This window comes from Bradyrhizobium sp. 62, assembly GCF_023073035.1.
Classification (GTDB): Bacteria; Pseudomonadota; Alphaproteobacteria; order Rhizobiales; family Xanthobacteraceae; genus Bradyrhizobium.
In genome coordinates, this window is sequence record NZ_JADPIT010000003.1 from 38,896 (window position 1) to 63,868 (window position 24,973).

The following is a 24,973-nucleotide window of genomic DNA, read 5'->3' on the forward strand; positions in this document are numbered from 1 at the left end:
AGTACCGTCGGCGACAACCCGGGAGAGAATCATGTCCCCAAAACTCGATCGCCGCCACTTCATTGCCGCCGGCACCGCCACACTCGCGACGCCCTTCGTCTCGCGCAACGCCTCGGCGCAGGCTGCGTGGCCATCGCGGCAGATCCGCATGATTTGCAGCTATCCCGCCGGCGGACAGACTGACCTGCTCGCACGCGCCTATGGCGAATTCATTGCCAAGCAGGTCGGAAAGACCGTCGTCGTCGAGAACAAGCCGGGTGCCGCGGGCGCGATCGGGACGGCGGAGGTCGCCCGCGCGGAGCCCGACGGCCACACCATCCTGTGCTCGATCTCGACCACCTACATCATGAACCGGGTGGTGATGAAGACTCCGGGCTACGACATGGACAAGGATTTGACGCTCGTCAGCGTCATTCCGGGCGCCGGCCTGTTGCTGGTGGCGAACCCGAAAACCGGCGTCAAGACGCTGGAGGATTTCGTCGCCTTTGCGCGCAAGAGCGGCAAGGTCAACTTCGGCACCTATAGCGCGGGCTCGGCCCCGCATATGACGGTCCACGAGCTCAACAAGCAGTATGGCCTTGCCATCGAGCCGATCCACTATCGCGGCGAAGCCCCGATGTGGACGGGCATGCTGGAAGGTACGCTCGATGTCGCCATGGGCAGCTACACGGCAGCGCAATCGGTTTTGCAGAGCGATCGCGGCACAGTGTTCGCGGTTCATTCGAAGAAGGTCGACGCCATCCCCGATATCAAGACCCTCCCCGAGCAGGGCGCGACGTCGAAATTCTTCACCGTCAGCGGCTTCTCCGGCTGGGCCGTGCCGAAGGCGACACCGCAACCGGTCGTCGACCGCCTGGCGGAGCTTTGCGTTGCTGCCAACAACGATCCGAAGGTGAAGGAGGTTCTCAACACGTTCGTGCTCGAACCCGCGATCGGCTTCAAGGACACCAACGCGCTGTATCAGCGCGAGCTGCCGATCTGGATCGATAGCGCGCGGTCGCTCGGCCTCGAGCCCTCCTGAACCGCGAGACAAGACGCTCTTCGCGGCGCAGCATTCGACCAAAGCCTAGTGCCGGAAACGTATTTTCCCGCTATGATTGTGCGACGCTGCCGGGAAGCTCTCACCGGCGCGGACGAGAAAGGCCGATCCCATGACACCGGATGGCGTTGCCGTAGCCGTCATGATCATCCTGCTCTTTCCGATGGGCTATTTCACGTTGGCGTCTCCGGCCTTCCTGCTGGTGAAGCTGGATATCCAGCCCGTCGCCCAGCTTTTGCGCGGAATGTTCAATGCGCATTTTCTGGTGATGCGCGTTGCCGGACTCATCGGAGCGGTCGCTTTCCTGCTCGACGGTCGTCTGGTCGCCGCGATGGGCGTCGGCCTTCTTGCAGCCTTGGCGATCTACGGACGCCGCTGGTTCATGCAACGGATGGACGAACAGCTCAGCGCCAGGGACGCCGGCGATGCCGAGGCCCCGCGCCGGCTACGCCGACTACATTGGAGTGGAATGCTCGGCAATGCGGTGCTGCTCGCCGCTCTCCTGACCAGCATTCCCTACATCGCCATATCGGCGTGAGAGACATCGCGGGCGCGCGACGGTCAACCGTCGTCGTCGCCGAACCTGGCGTTTGCCTAATGCTCGTCCGCGGCAACCGCGCCCTGTTGCGCCTTGTGGATCGAGGACGGCACTACGCCAAAATATTTCCGGAACACCCGGCTGAAATGCGATGAGCTGGAGAAGCCCCAGGAGAACGCGACGTCGGTGATGGTCTTGCCGGCGTGGGCCTCGAGCTCCTGGCGGCAATTCTGAAGACGCGCCTGCCAGATGTAGTCGCTCACCGTGGTGCCGCGCTCCGAGAACAGCATGTGCAGATAACGCTTGGAGCAGCCGAGCTCGCCGGAGATCTGGTCGATGCACAGATCCGGATCGCGCAAATGCTCGCGGATGAAGAACTGCGCGCGCACATAGGTCGCTTCGGGACCGACGCGATCGAGCATCGTGTCCGCCTCGCGCAGCGGCAGCAGCAAGAGGTCGATCAGCGAATCGGCGACGCCGACCGCACTATTCGCGGACAGCTTGGCCGCCTCGTCGAAGGTCGCATGGACGAAATCGTGGGCGATCCGCCCCGTTCCCGTGCGTGAGGTCAATTTGCAGGCCGGCATTCGCTGCGACGGGAACCCGCGGTCGCGCAGCAGCGCTTTGGGTACGATCACCACGTCGTGGCGCGTGAAAGCAGGGCTGATGATCGAATGCGGACAGGAGACGTCATAGGCGATGATGTCGCCCGGGTTGATCTCGATGTGGCGGCCTTCCTGCTCGAAATAGGACACGCCGTAAGTCTGGAAGTGGATCTTGATATATGGGTGTTCGTTGGCCTTGGCGCGCGCCAGTGTGTGCGCGATGCGATGCTGGCTGACTTCGATCTGGCAGAGCTTCAGGCGCGAGACGCTGGTGTAGTCGATGCGGCCTTCGAGCGAAGACGCTTCCAGCGGATCGACGTCGAAATGCCCACACAGGCTCGTCAGCCCGTCAATCCAGCTCTGGATCTGCCGCTTCGGCGTCATTCCCGTCGTCGAGAGCGTGTGAATTGTGTCGGACATTAATCCAGCCACTGGTTTGATCCGGAGATTTTGACGCGAATCGCGAGCCGCGCTGCCGGAGCCCTGAACCGTGATTGCGTGACGTTTACCTCGATTTTGAGCGATCTTCTGGAACGAGCGCCATCGTTCCATTGCCACCCTTGGAAGTTAATCCTCCGCCTTAGTTGCAGCGCCGTCAAGGGGAACCTAAGCGTGGAAGACAGTCCCAAAGCGCTGCGGAAGCCGCTGAATTCGCTACTGCAAAATCAAAATCTTCGCGGCCGTGCGCTGTCAAGCAAACCAGCTTCTCTCTTGGGCAAGTTTCCCGATGGCGAAGTCGCTACGGATGCATCAGGAACAACAAAAACGGGCCGCTCCTGCACGTGGACCCGTAGCTCTCATCAGGAGGAGAAAGCACCCAGCATCGTTTCTGGTCCCAAATGTGACCGCCCTGCACGAGCAGACACCGGACGAGAAGCCCGGTGATTGAGCAATGCTTCGGAAAAATAAACGAGACAACGGAGGAATGACTATGCGCAAGGTACTACTGGCGACCTTTCTTGGGTCCGCTGCGGCTCTCGCCGTAGGCAGCGCGTCAGCCAATGACGAGCTGAACAAGATGGCGCAGAACCCGAAAGACTGGGTGATGCCGGCGGGCGACTATGCCAATACCCGCTATTCCAAGCTCAACCAGATCAATGCTCAAAACGTCGGCAAGCTCCAGGTCGCCTGGACCTTCTCGACCGGCGTGCTGCGCGGCCATGAAGGCGGCCCGCTGATCATCGGCAACATGATGTACGTCCACACACCGTTCCCGAACAAGGTCTACGCTATTGACCTTTCGAACGAGAACAAGATCGTCTGGAAGTATGAGCCGAAGCAGGATCCGAACGTCATCCCCGTGATGTGCTGCGACACAGTCAACCGCGGCGTATCTTACGGCGACGGCAAGATCTTCCTGCATCAGGCTGACACTACCCTGGTCGCGCTCGATGCCAAGACCGGTCAGGTTGCATGGACCGCCAAGAATGGCGATCCCGGCAAGGGCGAGACCGGCACCTCGGCGCCGCTCGTCGTCAAGGACAAGGTGCTGATCGGCATTTCCGGCGGTGAGTTCGGTGTTCAGGCGCATATGAGCGCCTACGACATCAAGACCGGCAAGCTGGCTTGGCGCGGCTACTCTGAAGGACCGGATGATCAAATCCTGGTCGACGCCGAGAAGACCACCGCACTCGGCAAGCCGGTCGGCAAGGACTCCAGCCTGAAGACCTGGCAAGGCGATCAGTGGAAGATCGGCGGCGGCGCCACCTGGGGCTGGATCTCCTACGACCCCGAGCTGAACCTCGTCTACTACGGATCGGGCAATCCCTCGACCTGGAATCCGAAGCAGCGTCCCGGCGACAACAAATGGTCGATGACAATCTGGGCTCGCAACCCTGACACCGGCCAGGCCAAGTGGGTTTATCAGATGACGCCCCACGACGAGTGGGACTATGACGGCGTCAACGAAATGATCCTCTCGGACCAGCAGATCAACGGCCAGCCGCGCAAGCTGCTGACGCACTTCGATCGTAACGGCCTCGGCTACACGCTCGATCGTGCCACCGGTGAGCTCCTGGTCGCCGAAAAGTACGATCCGAAGGTGAACTGGACCTCTGGCGTCGACATGGACAAGAACTCACCGACCTACGGCCGCCCGAAGGTGCTCGACGCAGCTTCGACCGACAAGGCGGGCGAGGACCACAACGTGAAGGGCATCTGCCCGGCCGCGCTCGGCACCAAGGACGAGCAGCCGGCAGCCTACTCGCCGGACACGCAGCTGTTCTACGTCCCGACCAACCACGTCTGCATGGACTATGAACCGTTCAAGGTGAGCTACACCGCGGGCCAGCCCTATGTGGGTGCGACGCTCTCGATGTATCCGCCGCAGGGTGAAACCCACATGGGTAATTTCATCGCCTGGGACGGCAAGACCGGCAAGATCGTCTGGTCGAACAAGGAGCAGTTCTCGGTCTGGTCGGGTGCGCTCGCAACCGCAGGCAACGTGGTGTTCTACGGAACGCTCGAAGGCTACCTGAAGGCAGTCGACGCCAAGACCGGCAAGGAGCTCTACAAGTTCAAGACTCCTTCCGGCATCATCGGCAACGTCACCACCTATGAGAACGGCGGCAAGCAGTATGTCGCAGTGCTCTCCGGCGTGGGCGGCTGGGCTGGCATTGGTCTGGCGGCAGGTCTGACCGATCCGACCGCCGGTCTCGGCGCAGTCGGTGGCTACGCGGCGCTCAGCAACTACACGGCACTCGGCGGTACGCTGACCGTGTTCTCGCTGCCCAACTAGGCCTCTCAGCATCGCTCCGGCGCGTGGATCAACTCCACGCGCCGGCTCGTCTCACCGAATGCCTTCCGAGGAAAATCTCTTGCGTAAAATCTGCTCTGCCATTGCCGCGATGTTCTTGATCGCGTCCGGGGGAATTGCCGTCGCGGACGGCTCAGGTGACCCGACTGCCGTCAAGCAGAACGAAACCGGCGAATGGTCCGACAAGGAAGGCAACCCAACCTACAAGATCACCGACGGCTCCGTCGACTGGTATACCTATTCCGGATACCGCCGCTATCACTCGGACTGCCATGTGTGTCACGGCCCGGATGGCATGGGCTCGACCTACGCCCCGGCGCTGAAGGATTCGCTGAAGACGATGAGCTATGCCGATTTTCTCGGCGTCGTCGCCTCCGGCCGCAAGAACATCTCGACTGCCGCAGAGAACGTGATGCCGGCCTTCGGCGATAACCCGAACGTCGCCTGCTACATGGACGATCTCTACGTCTATCTGCGCGCCCGCTCCAACGAGGCCTGGGGCCGCACCAGACCTGGCAAGCACGACGACAAGAACGACGCCTATACCAAGAACGAAGATTCGTGCATGGGCAAGAAGTGAACGTGCGGAGCCCGACCAGGACCTGGTTCTTGGCGCCCTGCCGGAATTTGAGGAGCTTAAGATGAAGACACGTGCCGCCGTGGCTTTCGAAGCCAAGAAGCCGCTCGAGATCGTCGAAGTCGATCTGGAAGGACCGAAGGTCGGCGAAGTCCTGGTCGAGATCAAGGCGACGGGCATCTGCCATACCGACGCTTACACGCTCGACGGCTTCGACAGCGAAGGAATCTTCCCGTCGATCCTGGGCCATGAGGGCGCGGGCATCATCCGCGAGATCGGCCCTGGCGTGACCTCGGTGAAGCCGGGCGACCATGTCATCCCGCTCTACACGCCGGAATGCCGGCAATGCAAAAGCTGCCTCAGCCAGAAGACCAATCTCTGCACCGCGATCCGCGCGACGCAGGGCAAGGGCGTGATGCCTGATGGCACAAGCCGCTTCTCCTACAAGGGCAAGCCGATCTACCACTACATGGGCTGTTCGACCTTCTCGAACTTCACCGTGCTGCCGGAGATCGCGGTCGCCAAGATCCGCGAGGACGCGCCGTTCGACAAGAGCTGCTACATCGGCTGCGGCGTCACCACCGGCGTCGGTGCCGTCGTCAACACCGCCAAGGTCGAACCGGGCTCCAACGTGGTCGTGTTCGGCCTCGGCGGCATCGGCCTGAACGTGATCCAGGGCGCCAAGATGGCTGGCGCGGACAAGATCATCGGCGTCGACATCAACGATTCCAAGGAGGAATGGGGACGCCGGTTCGGCATGACCGATTTCGTCAATCCCAAGAAGATCACGGGGGACATCGTCCCGCATCTCGTGTCCCTGACGGACGGAGGCGCCGACTACACCTTCGACTGCACCGGAAACACCACAGTGATGCGCCAGGCGCTGGAAGCCTGCCATCGCGGCTGGGGCACCTCGATCATCATCGGCGTTGCCGAATCCGGCAAGGAGATCGCGACCCGCCCGTTCCAGCTCGTCACCGGGCGAAACTGGCGCGGCACCGCCTTCGGCGGCGCGCGGGGCCGCACCGACGTGCCGAAGATTGTCGACTGGTACATGAACGGAAAGATCCAGATCGACCCGATGATTACCCACACGCTCAAGCTCGAAGACATCAACAAAGGCTTCGACCTGATGCATGAGGGCAAATCGATCCGTTCAGTCGTCGTGTTCTAACTCGAAAAGCGTCACCCCAAGGAGGATCGACCCATGACTGTTGCACTCCATCCCTCGATCGATAACGGCATCAAACAGGGCAGCGGCAGCTTCGCCGGCGGCACGCTCGCATGTAAATGCAGCGACCATCAGGTCAAGGTCGCCGTCAAGGGCGACGTCGCGCATAACCATGCCTGTGGCTGCACCAAGTGCTGGAAACCGCAGGGCGCGAATTTCTCCGTCGTCGCCGTGGTGCCCCGCCAGAACGTCACCGTGCTCGAGAACGGCGACAAGCTCCAGATCGTCGATCCATCGGCGGTGATCCAGCGCTACGCCTGCAAGGCCTGCGGCACGCACATGTACGGCCGCATCGAGAACAAGGGTCACCCGTTCTACGGCCTCGACTTCATTCACCCCGAACTGTTCCAGGAACAGGGTTCGCAGGCGCCGCAATTCGCCGCCTTCGTTTCGTCGGTGATCGAATCGGGCGTGAAGCCGGAGCAGATGGGCGGAATACGGGCTCGGTTCAAGGAGCTTGGTCTCGAGCCCTATGACTGCCTGTCGCCGGCGCTGATGGACGCCATCGCGACCCACGTGGCGAAGGCCAAGGCCGCCTAAGTAAAGGCCGCTTAAGCAAAGGCCGCCTGAGCAAAGGCCGCCTGACGTTTGCCGCACCCCGCCCGCTCGCTGGTTCCACCACACCCAGCGAGCGGACGGAGCCGACCCGGGACAATCGCGGCGATGCCGCCGCTTCTCGACTGCACTTGTGTGGGACCCTCAGCTCCCTCAGTCCTGGTCTCTGAATGACTGCGCAGGACCGCCGGCTTCCTGCTTGAAGTCCGCGGCCCCTGCGTTTCTCCCTCCCTCGACTGAGGCATCCTGCTTCGTCCGCACAGGTCTTCTGGCGGACGAAGCTTTTTTTCATTGTGCCCATCTCAAGAGGCGCGTGGCGTGATGCGGCGCCCTGCTTTTGACAAACCTTCGTTGCAATCTTTTCCCATCGAGAACAGCTGACGAGAGAACACTTGGCTGTGACCGGACCGAAGCGATCCCACTAAGATCGCGTCGTGACGATGCCGCGTGAAATTCAATAATCAAGAACACGACGGGAGGTATCGAGCACATCCGGACATGAATTGGCATTCCTGAGTCCTGCCGGGATCTGCCCGCGCGGGATGACCGCAGGAATGCGACGCCGCGCAGCGGACATTGCACCGACCGGCATCTGGAAAATCTGAAATCGACAAGCTTATGAAGAGCGAGGGACGATCATGATCAAGGTGAAGATCAACGGCCAGGAACAGAGCTGGGACGGCGACCCGGATCTTCCGCTACTCTGGTTCCTGCGCGACGAGGCCGGGCTGACCGGCACCAAGTTCGGCTGTGGCCAGGCCCTGTGCGGCGCCTGCACCGTCATCGTCGACAAGGAAGCTGTGCGCGCCTGCATCACGTCGATCAACGACGTCGCCGGCCGCGAGATCACGACGATCGAGGGACTGCATCCGAACGGCGATCACCCGGTGCAGAAGGCCTGGCGGCAGGTCAACGTCCCCCAATGCGGCTTCTGCCAGGCAGGCCAGATCATGCAGGCGGCTGCGCTGCTAATGGACAATCCAAAGCCGTCGCACGACCAGATCCGCGAAGCGATGTCCGGCAACATCTGCCGCTGCGGCTGCTACCAGCGCATCGAGAATGCGGTCCATCTCGCATCGACGGGAGTGTGACATGAATTTCATCGACAATCCGAGGAAGCTTCGTGGCTTCGAGAAGAACATCAGGGTCGAAAAGGTCTCGCGCCGTAGCATCTTGAAGGGGCTCGGCATCACCGGCGGCTTTGTGCTCGCTGCTCCCGTGATGTCGCGCCAGGCGTTCGCCTACGAGACCGGCGCCGGAAAGATGCCGCACGGCGTCGTGGTCGATCCGCGCGTGTTCGTCGCGGTCGCACCCGACGGCACCGTCACCATCCTCGCCCACCGCGCCGAGATGGGCACGGGCGTGCGCACCAGCCTGCCGCTGATCGTGGCTGAGGAGATGGAAGCCGACTGGTCGCGGGTCAAGGTGGAACAGGCCCATGGCGACGAGGTCAAGTTCGGCAACCAGGACACCGACGGCTCGCGCAGCACGCGGCATTATTTGATGCCGATGCGCCAGATCGGTGCCTCCGCACGCACCATGCTCGAGCAAGCCGCCGCGAAACGCTGGGGTGTGCCGGCAACCGAGGTCAAGGCCGTCAATCACGAGGTCGTCCACAGCGCGACGAGCCGCAAGCTCGGCTTCGGCGAGCTCGCAGCCGACGCCGCCAAGGAATCGGTGCCGAGCATCGAAGGGCTCAAGCTGAAGGACCCCAAGGACTTCCGCTATCTCGGCAAGGGCCAGATCGGCATCGTCGATCTTCACGACATCACCACCGGCAAGGCGCGTTACGGCGCGGATGTGCGGCTGCCAGGCATGAAGTATGCCGTGATCGCGCGCCCGCCGGTGACCGGCGGCAAGCTGGTCAAGTTCGATCCGGACGCGGCGTTGAAGGTCCCCGGCGTCGAGAAGGTGATGCAGGTGCGCGGATGGCCGTGGCCGTCGAAATTCCAGCCGCTCGGCGGCGTTGCCGTGATCGCGCGCAACACCGGCGCGGCGATCAAGGGCCGCGACGCGCTGAAGCTGACCTGGGACGACGGCGCCAACGGCAAATACGACTCCGTCGCCTACCGCAAGGAGCTCGAGGAGGCCTCGCGCAAGCCGGGCCTTGTCGTGCGCCAGGAAGGCGACGCCGAGGCTGCTCTGAAGGGCGCCGACAAGATCGTTGTCGGCGAATATTATCTACCGCACCTGGCCCATGTCAGCATGGAGCCGCCGGTGGCGGTCGCCGACGTCAAGGGTGACAAAGCGGAGATCTGGGCGCCGGTGCAAAGCCCGGGCGGCACGCGCGAGGACGTCGCGAAAACGCTCGGCATTCCCGAGGGCAATGTCACGGTCAACGTCACGCTGCTCGGCGGCGGTTTCGGCCGCAAGTCGAAATGCGACTTTGCGCTCGAGGCCGCGCTGCTGTCGAAGGAGCTCGGCGTGCCCGTCAAGGTGCAGTGGACGCGCGAGGACGACGTCCGCCACGATTTCCTGCACACGGTCTCCGTGGAACGGATCGAGGCGGGGCTCGACAAGAGCGGCAAGGTGATCGCCTGGCGCCATCGCAGCGTGGCCCCGAGCATCGCCTCGACGTTCGCGGCGGGTGCAAAGCATGAGGCGCCCTTCGAGCTCGGCATGGGCCTCGTCGACATGCCCTTCGAGATCGCCAACATCTCCTGCGAGAACCCGGAGGCCGCGGCGTTCACCCGCATCGGCTGGTTCCGCTCGGTCTCGAACATCCCGCGCGCCTTCGCGGTGCAGTCGATGGTGGGTGAGATCGCCCATGCAACCGGCCGCGACCAGAAGGAGACGCTGCTCGCGCTGATCGGCAGCCCGCGCATCGTCAAGCCTGCTGTGAAGGACATGTGGAACTACGGCGAGCCCTTGGACAGCTATCCGATCGACACCGCGCGCCTGCGCAAGGTGGTCGAGCTGGTCGCCGAGAAGGGCGAATGGGGCCGACAGGTGCCGAAGGGCCATGGCCTCGGCATCGCCGTGCACCGCAGCTTCGTCAGCTATATCGCGACCATCGTCGAGGTGGCCGTCGACGACAAGGGCAAGCTGACGGTGCCGCGGGTGGACACCGCCATCGACTGCGGCACCTATGTCAACCCCGAGCGCATCGCCTCGCAGATCGAGGGCGCGGCGATCATGGGGCTCAGTCTCGCGAAATACGGCGAGATCACCTTCAAGGACGGCAAGGTGCAGCAGAAGAACTTCGACGACTTCCAGGTCCTCAGGATCGACGAATCCCCTGCGGTGACCAACGTCTACATCGTGCCGCCCGGACCCGACACGCCGCCGAGCGGCGTGGGCGAGCCCGGCGTCCCGCCATTCGCGCCGGCGCTGATGAATGCCATCTTCGCCGCGACCGGAAAGCGCATCCGCAGCCTTCCGCTCGGCAAGCAATTGGAAGCGTAAAGGCGGGAACACAAGGCGGCCTCGCGCCGTTTGCATCGATCTGACAGGAGCAGATCGATGACCCATATCTCAAAGGCGCTCGCAGTCTCATTTCTGTCGAGCGCCTTTCTTTTGACGGCCACTGGCGCATACGCCCAGAGCAACACCACGCCGCCGACAACGGCGACGCGCCCCAGCACGCCGGACCAGAACTCCCTGCCCAACGCCAATGCCACGCCGCCCTCGACCACCCAGACCACCGGGCAGCACAATCCAGATCCCAAGGTTCGCGAGATGAACCAGAAGGAAAAGGACAAGGTCGAGCGCGAGGGGAAGTAGCGATCTGCGCATCGGCGTTTGACGTCCGTGATTATCGGCTCTACTTCTTCGCCGAACCGCATCGTTGTGCCCTCTCCCTTGCAGGAGAGGGCAGCGACGCCGGTTGCCACGATCACGCTGGGTGAGGGGTATGCCTGCGCGAGCCTCGCACGTTGAGATGCGCGGATGGAGCCCCTCATCCGGCGCTTCGCGCCACCTTCTCCCGCAAGGAGCGAAGGGAAGACGCCAACGCAAAATGCGGCGGACGTTGCCGTCCGCCGCATTTGCCCCCTGACACTCCGCTTCTTTCGATCCGCCAGCGGAGCTTATTTCTTGAGCGCGAACACCCAGATCACGCCGCCTTGCGGCACGTTGGCTTCGATGCCGATATTGTTGGTCACGAGTGCATCCTGGATGCGCTGCGCATCCACGCCCCATCCCGACTGGATTGCGATGTATTGCGTGCCGTCGATCTCATAGGACACCGGCATTCCCATGATGCCGGAGTTGGTCTTCTGCTCCCACAACAGCTCGCCGGACTTCGCGTTGAAGGCGCGGAAGTTACGGTCGTTGGTGCCGCCCACGAAAACGAGATCGCCCGCGGTCGCCGTTACCGAGCCGAACAGCTGCGATTTCGGGAAGTTGTGTTGCCACATCTTCTTGCCCGTAACGGGATCCCAGGCCTGGAGCTCGCCGAAATGATCCGCCCCGGGCTTCGTCTTCAGCCCGATGTCCTCCGGCTTGGTGCCGAGCCAGAGCTCGCCGGGCTTGAGCGGAACCTTCTCGCCGGTGAACCCGCCGCAGAAATTCTCGTTGGCGGGTACGTAGACGAGGCCGGTCTTCTGGCTGTAGGCCGCCGACGGCCAATCCTTGCCGCCCCACAGCGACGGACAGAACTCCACGCGCTTGCCGACCATCGGCTTGTGCGCGGGGTCGACGATCGGCCTGCCGCTCTCGGCGTCGATGCCCTTCCAGACGTCAGTGGAGACGAACGGCCAACCGGCGACGTAGTTGATCTTGGTCGGCGTGCGCTCGAGTATCCAGAAGATCGCATCGCGTCCCGGATGGACCAGGCTCTTGATGTTGCGACCGTCACGTTGCAGGTCGATCAACATCGGCGCTTCGACCTCGTCCCAATCCCAGGAATCGTTCTGGTGATACTGGTGATAAGTCTTGATCTTGCCGGTGTTCGGATCGAGCGCGAGTACCGAGGAGGTATAGAGATTGTCGCCGGGATGCATCTCGCCGGGCCACGGCGCGGCGTTGCCGACGCCCCAATAGATCGTCTTGGTGTCCTTGTCATAATTGCCGGTCATCCAGGCCGAGCCGCCGCCGTTCTTCCAGTCCTCGCCCTGCCAGGTGTCGTGGCCGGGTTCGCCTTCGCCCGGAATCGTATAAGTCCTCCACAACTCCTTGCCGTCCTTGGCATCATAGGCGGCGACATAGCCGCGCACGCCGAACTCGCCACCGGAGCCGCCAACGATGACCTTGCCGTCGACGATCAGCGGCATCAGGGTCATGTACTGGCCCTTCTTGTAGTCCTGCACCTTGGTGTCCCACACCACCTTGCCGGTCTTGGCGTCGAGCGCGACGACATGGTCGTCGGTGGTGGCGAGATAGAGCTTGTCCTCCCAGAGGCCGACGCCGCGGCTGGTCGGATGCAGCTGGAACAGATCGTCGGGGAGCTGCCGCTTGTAGCGCCAATATTCGTCGCCGGTCTTGGCGTTCAGCGCAATCACCTGCCCCATCGGGGTTGCCACGAACATCACGCCGTTGTTGACGATCGGCGGCGCCTCGTGGCCTTCGACGACGCCGGTCGCGAAGGTCCAGACCGGGGTGAGGTTCTTCACATTCGAGGTGTTGATCTGGTCTAGCGGGCTGTAGCCCTGCCCGTCATAGGTCCGCCGGTACAGCATCCAGTTGGAGGGCTCCGGGTTTTCCAACCGCTGCGCGGTGACCGGCGCGTAGTTCTCGACCGGGCCTGATACGGCGGCGGTCGACGCAAGACACGTGAAGGCGACGAAGCCGGACAGTAACCACTGCTTCCTGGTCATGGACGTTCCCCTTTTTCATCCGTTTGAATTCTTGTTTTGAATTCTTGTCGTTCGTCCCGTCGTCCGCCCATCGGCGGATGCGGCCTCTCGTGACGCGGGCACAACCCGCACGTCCATCATCCCGGCTGCGCGCCACCTACCTTTCCGACGAAGTTTCCGGCGACGGTGAGCGAGCCGTCAGCCAGCGCCAGCGGCAGCGCAGCGAGACGTCGCGGCGCCGGCCCGAACACGACCTGCGCGGCCGCGCGAGGATCGTATTCGGAGTTGTGGCACATGCATTTGAGCACTTCCTTGTCGCCGACATCGCTCTTCACCCAGGCCGTGACAGGACAGCCGGCATGCGAGCAGATTGCCGAATAGGCGAGGATGCCGTCGACAGCGCGCGCTTTCGTCTGCTCGTCGAGCTCGGCGGGGTCGAGGCGGATGATCAGAATCTCGTTGAGGCGCGAGGCGCTGCGCACGACCGACGTCTTCGGGTCTTTCGGCCAGGCATGCACCGGCGGGCCGCCGGCCGACAGATCGGCCGCTGTCACGGGCTTTCCCTCCTGATCGCCTTCGGAGAACACGAGCAGATCGCCCTTCTGAGGCCGCTCGTCGGAGCCGGGCGCATCCTCGCCCGCGTGGACCTGCGTGGAACAAGCGAGGCACGCCGTGGTGGCCAAAGCACTCATCAACAGCGCCCGCCGGGTTTGCTCCGTGCACGCGTCAGCTTCGGATTCCGCTGTGTTGTCGGAGGATGAAGAGGATGTGTTGAACGATGCACGTGACATGTTCGCAAGCAGGCGCTGGAACTCTGCCGAAAAAAAGGCAGAGATTTTTCCCGCAGTGCATCAATACGGCTTTGCTCGCACTGATTGAACGCGAACACGCGCATTCACGCGCATTTTCTCGATTGCAACGTCACGCCACGCGACCGGCATAATGATTTTGCAGATCAGGTAAAAGCTATCGGTATTGGTGCAACGCGCCAACGCACGGCGCGATCGACGGCGACATCAGTGCGGCTTGCGCATTTCTCAGGCAGGCATTTTGTATTCTAGGAGCGGAGCACGTGACGCGGCGCAGCGATGTGCCCGGCCAAGGTCGCCGATGCCATCTCGAAACTGTCGGCGATGCGGCGCGCCCTGTCGATGAACAGCGCGGCCGCTTCCGGCGGGCAGACCTCGCGCGCGGTCTGTTCAAACAATTCGAGCCAGCGATCGAAATGATGGCCAGCCAGGCTCAGCGGCATATGCGCCCGCATCGGCGAGCCATGGTAGCGGCCGCTCATCAGCACGACCGACGACCAGAAATCCCTGAGCTTGGCGAGATGCTCGTCCCAATTCTGCACGATCGCGAACACCGGCCCCAGCAGCGCATCCTCGCGGACTCGCCCGTAGAAGCGGGTGACGAGTTCCCCGATCATCTCTTCGGTGATCCCCGTGCGCTCGATCGCGTCCTGGGTCAGCAGGTTCCGCCGCGCGGTCGCAGCCTCGCGCTCGGCCTTCAGTCGATCCGACATGTCCCTTGTTATCCGTTCCGTTGTTCCCGCAGGCCGCCCGTTCGACATTGTCGGGTCAATTGCGCGCGGCGTCTTTGTCGCAGCGCAAATTGCGGGGTGTCGCGGCGAGCACTAAACGCCCGCCGCCTGCGCCATTTTCAGGCGCTGTAGGTGTAGAAGCCCTGTCCCGTCTTGCGGCCGAGATGGCCGGCGTCGACCATTTCCTTGAGCAAGGGGGCCGGACGGTATTTGGGGTCGTTGAAGCCTTTGTAAAAGACCTCCATCACCGACAACATGGTGTCGAGCCCGACGAGATCGGCGAGCGCCAGCGGCCCGATCGGGTGGTTGCAGCCGAGCTTCATGCCGGCATCGATCTCTTCCGCCGTCGCAATCCCCTCCTGCAGCGCGAAGATCGCCTCGTTGATCATCGGGCAAAGGATACGGTTGACGGCGAAGCCCGGGCTGTTCTTCGCCGTGATCGCTACCTTGCCGACGCGCTTGGCGAAATCCAACGCCTTGGCGTGGGTTTCGTCGGAGGTCTGCAAGCCGCGGATGAGCTCCAGCAGCGCCATGACCGGAACCGGATTGAAGAAGTGCATGCCAATAAAGCGGTCGGGCCGGTCGGTCGCCGCAGCGAGCTTCGTGATCGAGATCGACGAGGTGTTCGTGGCGAGCAGTGTCCGCGGCGACAGCGTCGCACAGAGATCCTTCAGGATCTTGACCTTGAGTTCCTCGTTCTCGGTCGCGGCCTCGATGACGAGATCGCAATCGACGAGCTTGGCGCGGTCGGTGGTGCCGGTGATGCGCTTGAGCGTGGCGTCGCGATCGCCCGCCGACATCTTCTCCTTCTTGACCAGGCGCTCGAGGCTGCCGCCAACAGTTGAAATCCCGCGGTTCACTGCCGCATCGGAAATATCGACCATCACGACCGAAAGCCCGGCCGCGGCACAAATCTGCGCGATGCCGTTCCCCATGGTGCCTGCCCCGATGATGCCAACGGTTTGGATCATTGCCTCAAATCCTTCATCCTTGCGGACGTGCCATACCGGCCCGCCCCTTTGTTCCTGCACCAGGGTCTAGCACCGCCCCCGGGCGGGTGCGACCTGATCCTCTCCCTTCCTTAAAGCATCCAAGGCGGGAATAAAGCCGCCTTTCGGCCGCCAAACGGCGTGATTTGGTGCCCCGGCCTGTTTGGCCCGGCCTATCTGCGGCATCCCGTCCCCGGAGGGCGCGAGTGTGCGGGGAGCACCGGGCTCGAGGCGGTAGCGGCTTAACCGAGACGAAGCACCTTGCCCGGATTCATGATGTTCTTGGGATCGAGCGCCCGCTTGATCGTGCGCATGATGTCGAGCTCGGTCCGGGAACGGTAGTGCTGGAGCTCGTCGAGCTTCTCGATGCCGATGCCATGTTCCGCCGAGATCGAACCGCCCATGGAGGTGACGAGGTCGTTGACGGCCCGTGTGATCGCCGCGGAATACTGGGAGAGCGTATCGCGGTCCATGCCCTTCGGGCCCATGAAGGAGAAGTGCACATTGCCGTCTCCGATGTGGCCGAGCGGATAGGGGCGGATCGTCGGCAAAATGGCGAGCACGGCCTCGAGACCGCTGTCGATAAACTCGGGAATCCTGGAGACCGCAACCGACACATCGTAGCTCAAGCCCGGACCTTCGGTGCGCGATGCCTCGGCCACGCTCTCGCGAATCCGCCACATGTTGCGCGACTGCGCTTCGGTTTGCGCGATCACAGCATCCAGCACCCGGCCCGCCTCGAGTTGGTCCGCCAGGAACTGCTCCATCCTGTCCGACATGCCCGTGCCACCGTCCTGCCGGGGCCGGGCCGACGACCATTCGAGAAGGAGGTACCATTCGGTCTCAGCCTTGAGAGGATCCTGAGTGCCGGGAATGTGGCGCAGCACCATGTCGGTGCACGCACGGCTGATGAGCTCACAGGAGCCGACATTGTCATCGGAAGCGGCATGCGCCTCCGACAGAAGGTCGATGGCAGCCTTGGGATCGCGGATTGCGAGCCATGCTGTGCACACGTCTTTCGGCGCCGGCCAGAGTTTCAGCACCGCCTTGGTGATGATGCCGAGCGTCCCTTCGGCGCCCATGAACAGGTGCTTGAGGTCGTAGCCGGTGTTATCCTTCTTGAGTGCGCGCAGGCCGTCCCAGACATCGCCGTTAGCCAGCACGACCTCGAGACCCAGCACCAGATTTCGCGCGTTGCCATAACGCAGCACCTGCACGCCGCCGGCATTGGTGGACAGATTACCTCCGATCATGCAGGAGCCCTGAGCACCCAGGCTGAGCGGAAACAGGCGGTCGTGGCGCGCGGCTGTGTCCTGAAGCGTCTCGAGGATGCAGCCTGCCTCCACAGTCATGGCGTAGCCGACGGGATCGACGTTCAACACCTGGTTCATGCGACCGAGCGACAGCACGATGCCGCGGTGCATGGGCCACGGCGTGGCGCCGCCCATCAACCCGGTGTTGCCACCTTGCGGAACGATGGCAATGCCGTTGTCGTAGCAGAGCTCGACGACAGCGGAGACTTCCGCGGTGCTGGCCGGACGCACGACCGCCGCGGCCTGCCCCGCCAGTTCGCCGCGCCAGTCGGTCACGAAGGGCCGCTTGTCGTGCTCGTCCAGGATCAGGCCTTTGTCGCCGACGATAGCCCGCAAGCGGTCGAGAACGGCTGAGGTCACGGGTGCGGTCGGAATCGAGGGAGCGGTGGGAAGGGCTGCACCCGGCATGTGTTCCTCTCTTTTCGGCCGTTCAGCGCCTTGGGGCGCGCAAGGCTTCGTTCTTGTTTTCATTCTGGGCGGTGGTGCAACGACCCTAGCACAGGGGTCGCGGTTGCGGGAACGTCCCCGGCAGTAAGGCTCGTGCGGATTTGCGTGGAATGCTGAATGCAGGCGCACTTCCGCCGAGGTCCCGCATACCCTACTGTGCCCCGATCAATTCGGATTGGAGCTCATGAGCCGTTTCTGGAGTCCGGTCGTCCACACGCTTTCGCCCTATGTCCCCGGCGAGCAGCCCAAGCAGGACGGCATCGTCAAGCTCAATACCAACGAGAATCCCTACCCGCCCTCGCCGCGCGTGCTGGCGGCGATCGCATCGGCCGCGGAGCGGCTGCGCCTTTATCCCGATCCGCGCGCAACGCGCCTGCGCGAGGCGATCGCGGCCCATTGCGATGTGGTGCCCGAGCAAGTGTTCGTCGGTAACGGCTCCGACGAGGTTCTGGCCCACACCTTCCAGGCCCTTCTGAAGCACGACACGCCGCTTCTGTTCCCCGACGTCACCTACAGCTTCTACCCCGTCTATTGCAGCCTCTATGGAATAACGCATGACGAGGTGCCGCTCGATGCTGCGATGAGGATCGATATCTCCAACTACAGTCGACCATCGAGCGCCATCCTGCTCTGCAATCCGAACGCTCCGACCGGTATCGCCCTTCAGCGCGACGCAATCGCATCCCTGCTGGCCGAACGGCCGGACCGGCTGGTGGTGGTGGACGAGGCCTATGTCGATTTCGGCGCCGAGAGCGCCGTGCCGCTGGTTGCACGCCACGACAATTTGCTGGTCATCCAGACCTTCTCGAAGTCGCGCTCACTGGCTGGCCTACGGGTTGGTTTTGCCATCGGCCAACGACCGCTGATCGAAGCGCTGGAACGGGTGAAGGACAGTTTCAACTCCTATCCCGTCGATTGCCTCGCGATCGCCGGCGCCGTCGCCGCGATCAAGGACGAGGGCTGGTTCAGAGACACCCGTGCTCGTATCATCGCAAGCCGCGAAACCTTGGCCCGAGACCTTGGACAACTTGGCTTCGAGGTGTTGCCGTCGCTCGCCAACTTCGTCTTCGCGCGCCATCGAAGCCGGAGCGGAGCAGATCTCGCGGCAGCGCTTCGCCAGCGTGGCGTTCTGGTCCGTCATTTCGGAAAGCCGCGCATCGAGGACTTCCTGCGCGTCACGGTCGGAACGGAGGCGGAGTGTGCCCGGCTTGTTGAGGTGCTGCGTGGGTTGATCTGAGCCCCGACAGTCCCTGCATCGGCCAGCATCAAACGATAAGCCCAAACGCGGCATCGTGCCATGCCACCCGCGGCTTTGATTTCCGGCCAAATTCGGGTTACCAAACCTGCCTGCGGAGCGCGACCGCGCCGCTGCTTTGCCCGACGATACCCTCAGGGAAATATACGTGAAACACCTCCGCAGTCCTGAAATCGACGCACCCAAGACGTCGTGGCGGGCGCCGAAGCTCAGGCACGGATGAACGACTTTGCGCGATCCATCGGCGCCGCATTCACGCTGATCGGCGAGGCCGATGCAGAGCTTCTGGGCATCGTCGGACTGTCGGTGCGCGTCAGCCTGACCGCCAGCATCCTCGCGCTTCTGATCGGGGCGCCGTTCGGGGTCCTGCTTGCGATCACCCGGTTCCGCGGGCGGCAGGTCATCATCGTCCTGACCAATGCCTTGCTTGGTCTTCCACCAGTCGTGGTCGGGCTCGCGCTTTATCTTCTGCTGTCGCGGTCAGGGCCGCTCGGGGCCGCCGGCCTGTTGTTCACGCCGGCGGCCATGGTGGTCGCGCAGACGCTGCTCGCCACACCGATCGTGGTCGCACTGGTGCACCGGCCGGCGAGCCTGCTGTGGGCGGAGTATGGCGACCTGGCGCGGATCGATGGGCTCTCAACACTACGCAGCATCGGCTTGCTGTTCGCGCTGGGCCGGACCTCGCTGCTGACGGCCTTTCTCGCAGCCTTCGGCCGCGCGATTGCGGAGGTTGGCGCCATCCTCATCGTCGGTGGCAACATCCGCGGTTTCACGCGCACGATGACGACGGCGATCGCTCTGGAGACCAGCAAGGGCGACCTGCCGCTGGCGCTCGGACTCGGGCTGATCCTGCTCGCACTCAGCGTCGCAGTGTCGACCGTCGCCTTCCTGCTAGTGGGACGCGTTGGGGAAAAATAGCTGCTCGCCCCCGACCTTGTAGCCGGCGATGGCCTCCTGCCCTTTCGAAGAGATCAGCCAGTCAATGAAGGCTTGCCCGTCCTGCGCCTTCGCGTTCGCATGCTTGGCCGGATTGACCAGCATGACGCCGTACTGGTTGAACAGCCGCTTGTCGCCTTCGGTCAGGACGGCGAGCTCGCCGCGGTTCTTGAATGACAACCAGGTGCCGCGATCCGACAGCAGATAAGCATTCGACGACGACGCCATGTTCAGGGCCGGACCCATGCCTTGGCCGATCTCGCGATACCAGCCGTCCTTGGCGGCACCGAGATCGACGCCTGCCTCCTTCCAAAGCCGCAATTCGGCCGCGTGCGTGCCGGACTTGTCACCGCGCGAGATGAACGGCGCCTTCGCGGCCGCGATCTTGCGCAGCGCCTCGGCCACGTCCTTGCCGCCGGCGATCTTCGCGGGATCGCTCTTCGGCCCGACAATGACGAAGTCGTTGTACATGACATCGAAGCGCTTCACGCCCTCTCCTTCGGACATGAACTTGTCCTCGGCTGGCCTGTCATGGACGAACACGACGTCTGCATCGCCGCGCCGCCCGATGTCGAGTGCCTGGCCGGTGCCGACGGCAACGACCTTCACGTCGATGCCCGCGGCCTTCGAGAATAGCGGCAGCAGATAGCCAAACAGCCCCGACTGTTCCGTCGACGTCGTCGAGGCCACGGTGATGGCGCGCTCCTGCGCGACTGCGATCGTGGACCAGAGCAGAATCGCTCCGAGAGTCATTATCCTTTTCATGCCTCGTCCCTACACCAGATGCCGGATGTTCCAAACTCTACCGTCGACAGAGACGCACAGGGAACCCCAACAAGCGCCGCAACGCGCTTGGTCATGATCGTCGCGACGCTCCCCTGTGAGGAACGTCCGCTCCGCGCGCAAGTTGTCATCAAGTCAACCCAGGAGGAAACCAGATGAAGAAGATCATTTTGGCATCCGCATGCATCATGGCGCTGGCGAACGGCGGCGCCTTCGCACAGACACAACCCGCCCCAGGCGCATCCGGTCAGGGCGACGTCGGGCCCTCGTCCCGGGGCCCCGCGACCAAGGGCATGACGACCGGCACGTCATCGAACATGCAGAACGAGGCCGCCGACAGCAAGGGCAAGCAGGCTCCGAGCGCCGGTGGCAGTAACACCAATAACATGGGCAGCCAGGCCGGCGGCGGCGCGGGCTCCGGGAAGTAGGCCGGCATCGATCGGAAATCTGGAGAGGGGGCGATCGTCCCCTCTCCCAGATGTCTCATGCCGTCAAAAGCTTGTCGACGTCGTCCGCAAAGGTGTTGGTGTCGAACAAAGCGTATTGGCGAAGCTGCACCTTGATTGCAGTCACGCCAGCGAAACCGCAGCTTCGCGCTCTGAAAGCGTGGATGTTCTGCAATTGGTCCCACCTACATTGACATCAGTGTGACAGCCGGGGATTTTTACATTGCTGGCGAATCAGCGATGGCCTCAAGCCGAGTACCTCTTGGATAACTCCCAGTGCTTTCGAGACTGATATCGTTGCTGCGCCGCATCCCCGCGGTGAAATGGGCGTTCAACCGGCTCCGGCCCGCGCCGCACGGCGGCAGCATCGACGTCGCAGCTGATGCCGCGGACGCCTCGCCCGCCCTCGTTGCCGAGATTTTAGAAGCCGCTCCGGCTCTGGACACCAGCATCAGCGCGGATACGTCAAACTGCGACGTTGCGGCCGCCGCTTCAGCCGCCGAAGACGGGACCGCCAGACCCGTCATCGCGGAGAGCCCGTCGGAAGCGCCAGCCGATGTTAGCGGCAGCGACGATTCATCCCGGGAGACGGCGGCGGAAGTCGAGCTGGTCGTCGTGGAGGAAGCTTCGGTCGCGACCATCGATGTCGAGCGTGAGACGGTCGACGTCCCCAAACTCACCATCAACAGCGATCCATCTCCCGAACTCGCGGACGACGTTGAGCCCGTTGTCGTGGAGAAGGCCTCCTCCGTCGATGTCGAGCTCGTCCCGGTTGATGCTCCCGCTCTCGCCATCAACGACGAGCATTCCTCCGCCGTCGACGTGGATACTTGCTCAACTCTCGACGACACGCGTGTCGCGCTTGCCTCCAGCGCGGCGGAAGTCGTCGCCAGCACGCCCAGCGTCGTCACGGATGTTGCGTCGGAGCCAGCCCTCGAGGCTCCCGCTGCGGAGATCACCAGCGCGCCGAAGATTCGTGCAAAGATCGCAGAACCCGCCGACCGCGCCGCGCTGATCCGGCAGCGTTGGACGGAGACCGGAAGCAGGATGTGGAATCCGCGCGTCCACGGCGCCGGTGATGCCACGCTGAACATCCAAGGAAGCGTCGGGTTGCTGCCGCCCGCGCCTGGCGAGACAATGCCGCGCTACGACAAGCTGGAATTCAGGATGCTCGGCGGACAAATCGTCTGCGAGGGCGTGATCGTCGAAGCACCCGCGCATGCGAGCCAGCGCAGTTTTACGCGGCTCGCGGAGCCGGGGAAACCGGATCGGGTCCGCGAACCAATGCGGGAACGCCAGGCAGCTCTCGCCTGACCCTTTATTTCCTGCGACGACCAGCCCATATGATAGGGTGACGCCTTGATTTGGGAGATCGCATGCCCACAAAATCATTGCGACTGGTTGTGATTGCCGCCCTCTGTGTCTCGCAGACATCGTTTGCAGAGGCCGGCAAGCTGCCGCGCCATGCGCCCGCGACCGATCAGGCGTCACCCTACAAAGCCGACCGCCTCTCCTCTTCGCGCGGAGAGACGATCCTCAACACGCCCGGCCAGACCACCGTGCTGACGCGAGAGGTCCTCGACGACAAGAACGCTACGAGCCTCAAAGATGCCATGCGCTCGACCGCCGGCGTGACGATCGGACGCTAGGCCACTTCGCTCAGGGGAGCGGATAGCCCTTCCAGACCCACTCCAGCGCCGACGGCAGCGTCTGCGCGATCGTGGGCCGGTCGACGTGCTTGGCGTTGCGTACGAACAGAAACTGATAGTGGTAGCCCTTCTCCGCCAGCACCTTGGCCATCAGCGCGTTGGAGAGGGTCCAGTCGTGCATGCCGTCGGGGATGGTGGGGTTCGGATAGAACAGATCCTGGTCGCCGCCGAAGAACCAGAAGCGGATCGGCTTGGTCGGCGCAGCGACGATCAGGGGCACGCCGGGCGGCTCGGCCGGCGTAAGCACGCCCGCCTTGGAGATGAGATTGGGTGTGGCCGGCCCCGTCCATGCGCTGTGATATTCCCAGGCGCCACCGCGCAGCGACGGGTCATACGGCCATTGCTGGTTGACCATGGTCGGCGAGAACGCCAGCACGCGGTGATAGAGATCGGGATAGAGCCACGCCATCGTGAAGGCTGCCACGCCGCTCGAACTCAGCCCCATGGTCGCACGCCCATCGGGATTTTTGGTCAGCCTGACCTCGGCGTTCTTTTCGACCAGCGGCAGCACTTCACGCTCGACGAATTGCGCGTAGGCGCCTGACACCGCGTCATATTCGCGGCCGCGCTGACTGCCCTGCGCGTCCTGCCCGCCATTGCCGATCTGGATCGCGATCATCGGCGGCACGCGGCGCTGCGCGATCAGATTGTCGAGCGTGACGGCGAGATCCTTGTAGGCGTTGGAGCCGCCGTCGCCGACCACGATGAACGGCGCCTCGCTGCCGCGCACATATTGCGCCGGCACATAGACGTCGATGGTGCGCGACCAGACGCCGGGATGGCTGGTGGTGACGATCATGTGCGACTTGTCGTCCGGCGCCGTGACGGTCGTCATGATCGAGGAATTGGTGCAACCGGCAAGATCGTCGCGGATCAGACCCGGATTGTAGATGGTGCTCTCCTTCGACGACAACGTGAAGGACTTTGTCGTCCCACGCGGCACGCCCTCCTTCGCGATCGTCTCCGGCGCAGGATTGTGGGTGGGACCAATGATGAAATTCCCCTCGGCATCCGGTGGCGGCAGCGTTCCGTCAGGAAGCTCCGTGGCGCGTGGATAATTGGGATTGGAGGGATCACGCGTCGGAGGCGCCGTCTTGAAGTCGAGACCCGTCGTATCGATGAAGAACGGGCCCGCGTTGTCGGTGCTGTTGGCCCCAGGCGGCACCACCATGTTCTGGGTGACGCAGGCCGGCTGCGAGAAGGCAATCGACGTGAAGGAGATGAGGGAAATCAGAGTCCCCGCAAGGACGGACAACGAATTGGTCATTTCAGCTCCCGATGCCGACGAGTCTTTCTGGCTCGCCTTGGCGCAAAGTATGACGAGCCGCCTGCGCGCGGTCAAATCCCGCCCGGCCGCGTTACCGCAATGGCCGCCATGCTCAAAACGGACAGACACGGCTATTCCGCGCATGCCACGAACTTTTTCAGACACGTGGCCGTTGCTGCCGCACCTCGCACGACGTAGCTTGCCGGTCGGCCGCGCGAAGGCCGCGCCCGATCAAGACGACAAGAACAATCTGCAAGAACAATCCCGGGAGACAAACCATGAAGAAGCTCACGGCCGCGCTGTGCGCGCTGGCGTTCCTCGCAACCGGCGCGCAGGCGCAGACCGTCAAGGACTTCCTGGCGGTGGTCACCAAGAAATGGACCACGCCGTTCGAGCCGTTCCAGCTCATCGGCAACATCTACTATGTCGGCACTGACGGCATCGCCGTCTACATCATCAAGACCTCACAAGGCCTGATCCTGATGGATACGGCGCTTCCGGAATCCACCGGCATGATCAAGGACAACATTGCCAAGCTCGGTCTCAAGGTCTCCGACATCAAGATCATCCTCAACACACACGCGCATTTCGACCACACCGGCGGTTTCGCCGAAATCAAGAAGGAGACCGGCGCGCAGCTGATCGCCGGCGACCGCGACAAGCCGCTGCTGGAAGGCGGCTATTATCCTGGCGACGAGAAGAACGAGGACCTCGCCTTCCCCGCAGTGAAGGTCGATCGCGCCGTGAAGGAAGGCGACAAGATCACGCTCGGCGACACCACGCTGACGGCTCACGCCACCCCCGGCCATTCGCCCGGCTGCACGAGTTGGGAGATGACCGTCAAGGACGGCAATCAGGACCGCGAGGTGCTGTTCTTCTGTAGCGGCACGGTGGCGTTGAACCGGCTGGTCGGCCAGCCGACCCACGCCGGAATCGTCGACGACTACCGTGCGACCTACGCCAAAGTGAAGGCGATGAAGATCGACGTGCTGCTCGGGCCGCATCCGGAGGTCTATGGCATGCAGGCCAAGCGCGCCGAAATGAAGGACGGCGCACCGAACCCGTTCGTCAAGCCGGGTGAACTCGCAGCCTACTCCACAACCCTGTCGGAAGATTTCGACAAGCAGCTCGCCAAGCAGACCGCCGCGCTCGAGAAGAAATAGCGATCGTCTCGCGCTATCTTCACCTCTCCTTCTCCGGGGGAGAGGTGAAGCCGGCATGCCGGCTCGCACTGTGTCGATGCGACAATACGC

At 63.1% G+C, this 24,973-nt stretch carries 23 protein-coding genes; 15 read left to right on the forward strand and 8 right to left on the reverse strand.

The genetic code is table 11. The features are described from left to right. Positions 1-31 precede the first annotated feature (31 nt). Both IVB47_RS02310 and IVB47_RS02315 read left to right on the forward strand, forming a co-directional pair. Positions 32-1,021 carry a tripartite tricarboxylate transporter substrate binding protein gene (locus IVB47_RS02310; RefSeq protein ID WP_247290613.1) on the forward strand — a complete coding sequence of 330 codons (990 nt, stop codon included), beginning with the start codon at positions 32-34 and terminating at the stop codon, positions 1,019-1,021. A 130-nt stretch (positions 1,022-1,151) separates the two neighbouring features. Further along, on the forward strand, positions 1,152-1,577 hold the full coding sequence (locus IVB47_RS02315) for a hypothetical protein (protein WP_027566537.1): 426 nt from the start codon (positions 1,152-1,154) through the stop codon (positions 1,575-1,577). Positions 1,578-1,633: 56 nt separating this feature from the next. Here the strand turns inward: IVB47_RS02315 and IVB47_RS02320 are convergent, their stop codons facing one another. Next, positions 1,634-2,602: a helix-turn-helix domain-containing protein gene (locus tag IVB47_RS02320; RefSeq protein ID WP_027566536.1), complete on the reverse strand. Its 969-nt coding sequence runs from the start codon at positions 2,600-2,602 to the stop codon at positions 1,634-1,636. Positions 2,603-3,113: 511 nt separating this feature from the next. Here IVB47_RS02320 and xoxF5 point away from each other — a divergent pair. From xoxF5 to IVB47_RS02355, 7 genes are all read left to right on the forward strand, one after another. Further along, positions 3,114-4,919 carry a lanthanide-dependent methanol dehydrogenase XoxF5 gene (gene xoxF5 / locus IVB47_RS02325; RefSeq protein WP_027566535.1) on the forward strand — a complete coding sequence of 602 codons (1,806 nt, stop codon included), beginning with the start codon at positions 3,114-3,116 and terminating at the stop codon, positions 4,917-4,919. A 109-nt stretch (positions 4,920-5,028) separates the two neighbouring features. After that, positions 5,029-5,517, forward strand: coding sequence for a c-type cytochrome, methanol metabolism-related (locus tag IVB47_RS02330; RefSeq protein WP_027566534.1), 489 nt, complete (start codon positions 5,029-5,031; stop codon positions 5,515-5,517). A gap of 61 nt (positions 5,518-5,578) precedes the next feature. After that, entirely contained in the window at positions 5,579-6,688 is a 1,110-nt protein-coding gene (locus IVB47_RS02335) for an S-(hydroxymethyl)glutathione dehydrogenase/class III alcohol dehydrogenase (RefSeq protein WP_247459599.1), read from the forward strand. A 33-nt stretch (positions 6,689-6,721) separates the two neighbouring features. Next, positions 6,722-7,285, forward strand: a complete 564-nt coding sequence (gfa, locus tag IVB47_RS02340) for an S-(hydroxymethyl)glutathione synthase (protein ID WP_027519384.1) — start codon at positions 6,722-6,724, stop codon at positions 7,283-7,285. A gap of 653 nt (positions 7,286-7,938) precedes the next feature. After that, positions 7,939-8,391, forward strand: coding sequence for a (2Fe-2S)-binding protein (locus IVB47_RS02345; protein ID WP_007601363.1), 453 nt, complete (start codon positions 7,939-7,941; stop codon positions 8,389-8,391). Between the two features lies 1 nt (position 8,392). Next, on the forward strand, positions 8,393-10,705 hold the full coding sequence (locus tag IVB47_RS02350; RefSeq protein WP_027566532.1) for a molybdopterin cofactor-binding domain-containing protein: 2,313 nt from the start codon (positions 8,393-8,395) through the stop codon (positions 10,703-10,705). Between the two features lie 57 nt (positions 10,706-10,762). Continuing rightward, entirely contained in the window at positions 10,763-11,023 is a 261-nt protein-coding gene (locus IVB47_RS02355; protein WP_247459601.1) for a hypothetical protein, read from the forward strand. Between the two features lie 305 nt (positions 11,024-11,328). Here the strand turns inward: IVB47_RS02355 and IVB47_RS02360 are convergent, their stop codons facing one another. The 5 genes from IVB47_RS02360 to IVB47_RS02380 all read right to left on the reverse strand — a co-directional run bounded on the left by IVB47_RS02360 (position 11,329) and on the right by IVB47_RS02380 (position 17,285). After that, on the reverse strand, positions 11,329-13,056 hold the full coding sequence (locus IVB47_RS02360) for a methanol/ethanol family PQQ-dependent dehydrogenase (RefSeq protein ID WP_027566530.1): 1,728 nt from the start codon (positions 13,054-13,056) through the stop codon (positions 11,329-11,331). Positions 13,057-13,172: 116 nt separating this feature from the next. Then, positions 13,173-13,826: a Rieske 2Fe-2S domain-containing protein gene (locus IVB47_RS02365; protein WP_247459603.1), complete on the reverse strand. Its 654-nt coding sequence runs from the start codon at positions 13,824-13,826 to the stop codon at positions 13,173-13,175. Between the two features lie 266 nt (positions 13,827-14,092). Beyond that, a complete protein-coding gene (locus IVB47_RS02370) occupies positions 14,093-14,557 on the reverse strand; it encodes a group III truncated hemoglobin (protein WP_247359099.1) in 465 nt (154 codons plus the stop codon). 137 nt (positions 14,558-14,694) lie between these two features. Beyond that, complete coding sequence (locus tag IVB47_RS02375) at positions 14,695-15,606, reverse strand: 3-hydroxybutyryl-CoA dehydrogenase (protein ID WP_346730780.1); 912 nt, start codon at positions 15,604-15,606, stop codon at positions 14,695-14,697. A gap of 200 nt (positions 15,607-15,806) precedes the next feature. Then, positions 15,807-17,285: an FAD-binding oxidoreductase gene (locus tag IVB47_RS02380; RefSeq protein WP_247459607.1), complete on the reverse strand. Its 1,479-nt coding sequence runs from the start codon at positions 17,283-17,285 to the stop codon at positions 15,807-15,809. A 223-nt stretch (positions 17,286-17,508) separates the two neighbouring features. Here IVB47_RS02380 and hisC point away from each other — a divergent pair, with 223 nt between their 5' ends. Together hisC and IVB47_RS02390 are read left to right on the forward strand one after the other, a co-directional pair. Further along, positions 17,509-18,561, forward strand: coding sequence for a histidinol-phosphate transaminase (gene hisC, locus IVB47_RS02385; RefSeq protein ID WP_247459610.1), 1,053 nt, complete (start codon positions 17,509-17,511; stop codon positions 18,559-18,561). Positions 18,562-18,798: 237 nt separating this feature from the next. After that, positions 18,799-19,497 (forward strand): ABC transporter permease, encoded by a 699-nt coding sequence (locus IVB47_RS02390; protein WP_027566524.1) that lies wholly within the window; start codon positions 18,799-18,801, stop codon positions 19,495-19,497. On the opposite strand, the gene IVB47_RS02395 is transcribed toward IVB47_RS02390, so the two are convergent. Next, positions 19,471-20,280 carry a substrate-binding domain-containing protein gene (locus IVB47_RS02395; RefSeq protein ID WP_247459613.1) on the reverse strand — a complete coding sequence of 270 codons (810 nt, stop codon included), beginning with the start codon at positions 20,278-20,280 and terminating at the stop codon, positions 19,471-19,473. The two genes, IVB47_RS02390 and IVB47_RS02395, sit on opposite strands and share 27 nt — an antisense overlap. A gap of 173 nt (positions 20,281-20,453) precedes the next feature. Between IVB47_RS02395 and IVB47_RS02400 the strand changes: the two genes are divergently transcribed. The 3 genes from IVB47_RS02400 to IVB47_RS02410 all read left to right on the forward strand — a co-directional run bounded on the left by IVB47_RS02400 (position 20,454) and on the right by IVB47_RS02410 (position 22,393). Next, positions 20,454-20,726, forward strand: a complete 273-nt coding sequence (locus tag IVB47_RS02400; protein ID WP_247459615.1) for a hypothetical protein — start codon at positions 20,454-20,456, stop codon at positions 20,724-20,726. 294 nt (positions 20,727-21,020) lie between these two features. After that, positions 21,021-22,058, forward strand: a complete 1,038-nt coding sequence (locus IVB47_RS02405; RefSeq protein ID WP_247459617.1) for a hypothetical protein — start codon at positions 21,021-21,023, stop codon at positions 22,056-22,058. 62 nt (positions 22,059-22,120) lie between these two features. Further along, positions 22,121-22,393: a TonB-dependent receptor plug domain-containing protein gene (locus tag IVB47_RS02410; RefSeq protein ID WP_247459619.1), complete on the forward strand. Its 273-nt coding sequence runs from the start codon at positions 22,121-22,123 to the stop codon at positions 22,391-22,393. Between the two features lie 10 nt (positions 22,394-22,403). Here the strand turns inward: IVB47_RS02410 and IVB47_RS02415 are convergent, their stop codons facing one another. Then, entirely contained in the window at positions 22,404-23,720 is a 1,317-nt protein-coding gene (locus IVB47_RS02415; RefSeq protein WP_247459621.1) for an alpha/beta hydrolase-fold protein, read from the reverse strand. 278 nt (positions 23,721-23,998) lie between these two features. Between IVB47_RS02415 and blaBJP the strand changes: the two genes are divergently transcribed. Continuing rightward, positions 23,999-24,883 (forward strand): BJP family subclass B3 metallo-beta-lactamase, encoded by an 885-nt coding sequence (blaBJP, locus tag IVB47_RS02420; RefSeq protein ID WP_247402730.1) that lies wholly within the window; start codon positions 23,999-24,001, stop codon positions 24,881-24,883. The last annotated feature ends 90 nt before the right edge of the window (positions 24,884-24,973 follow it).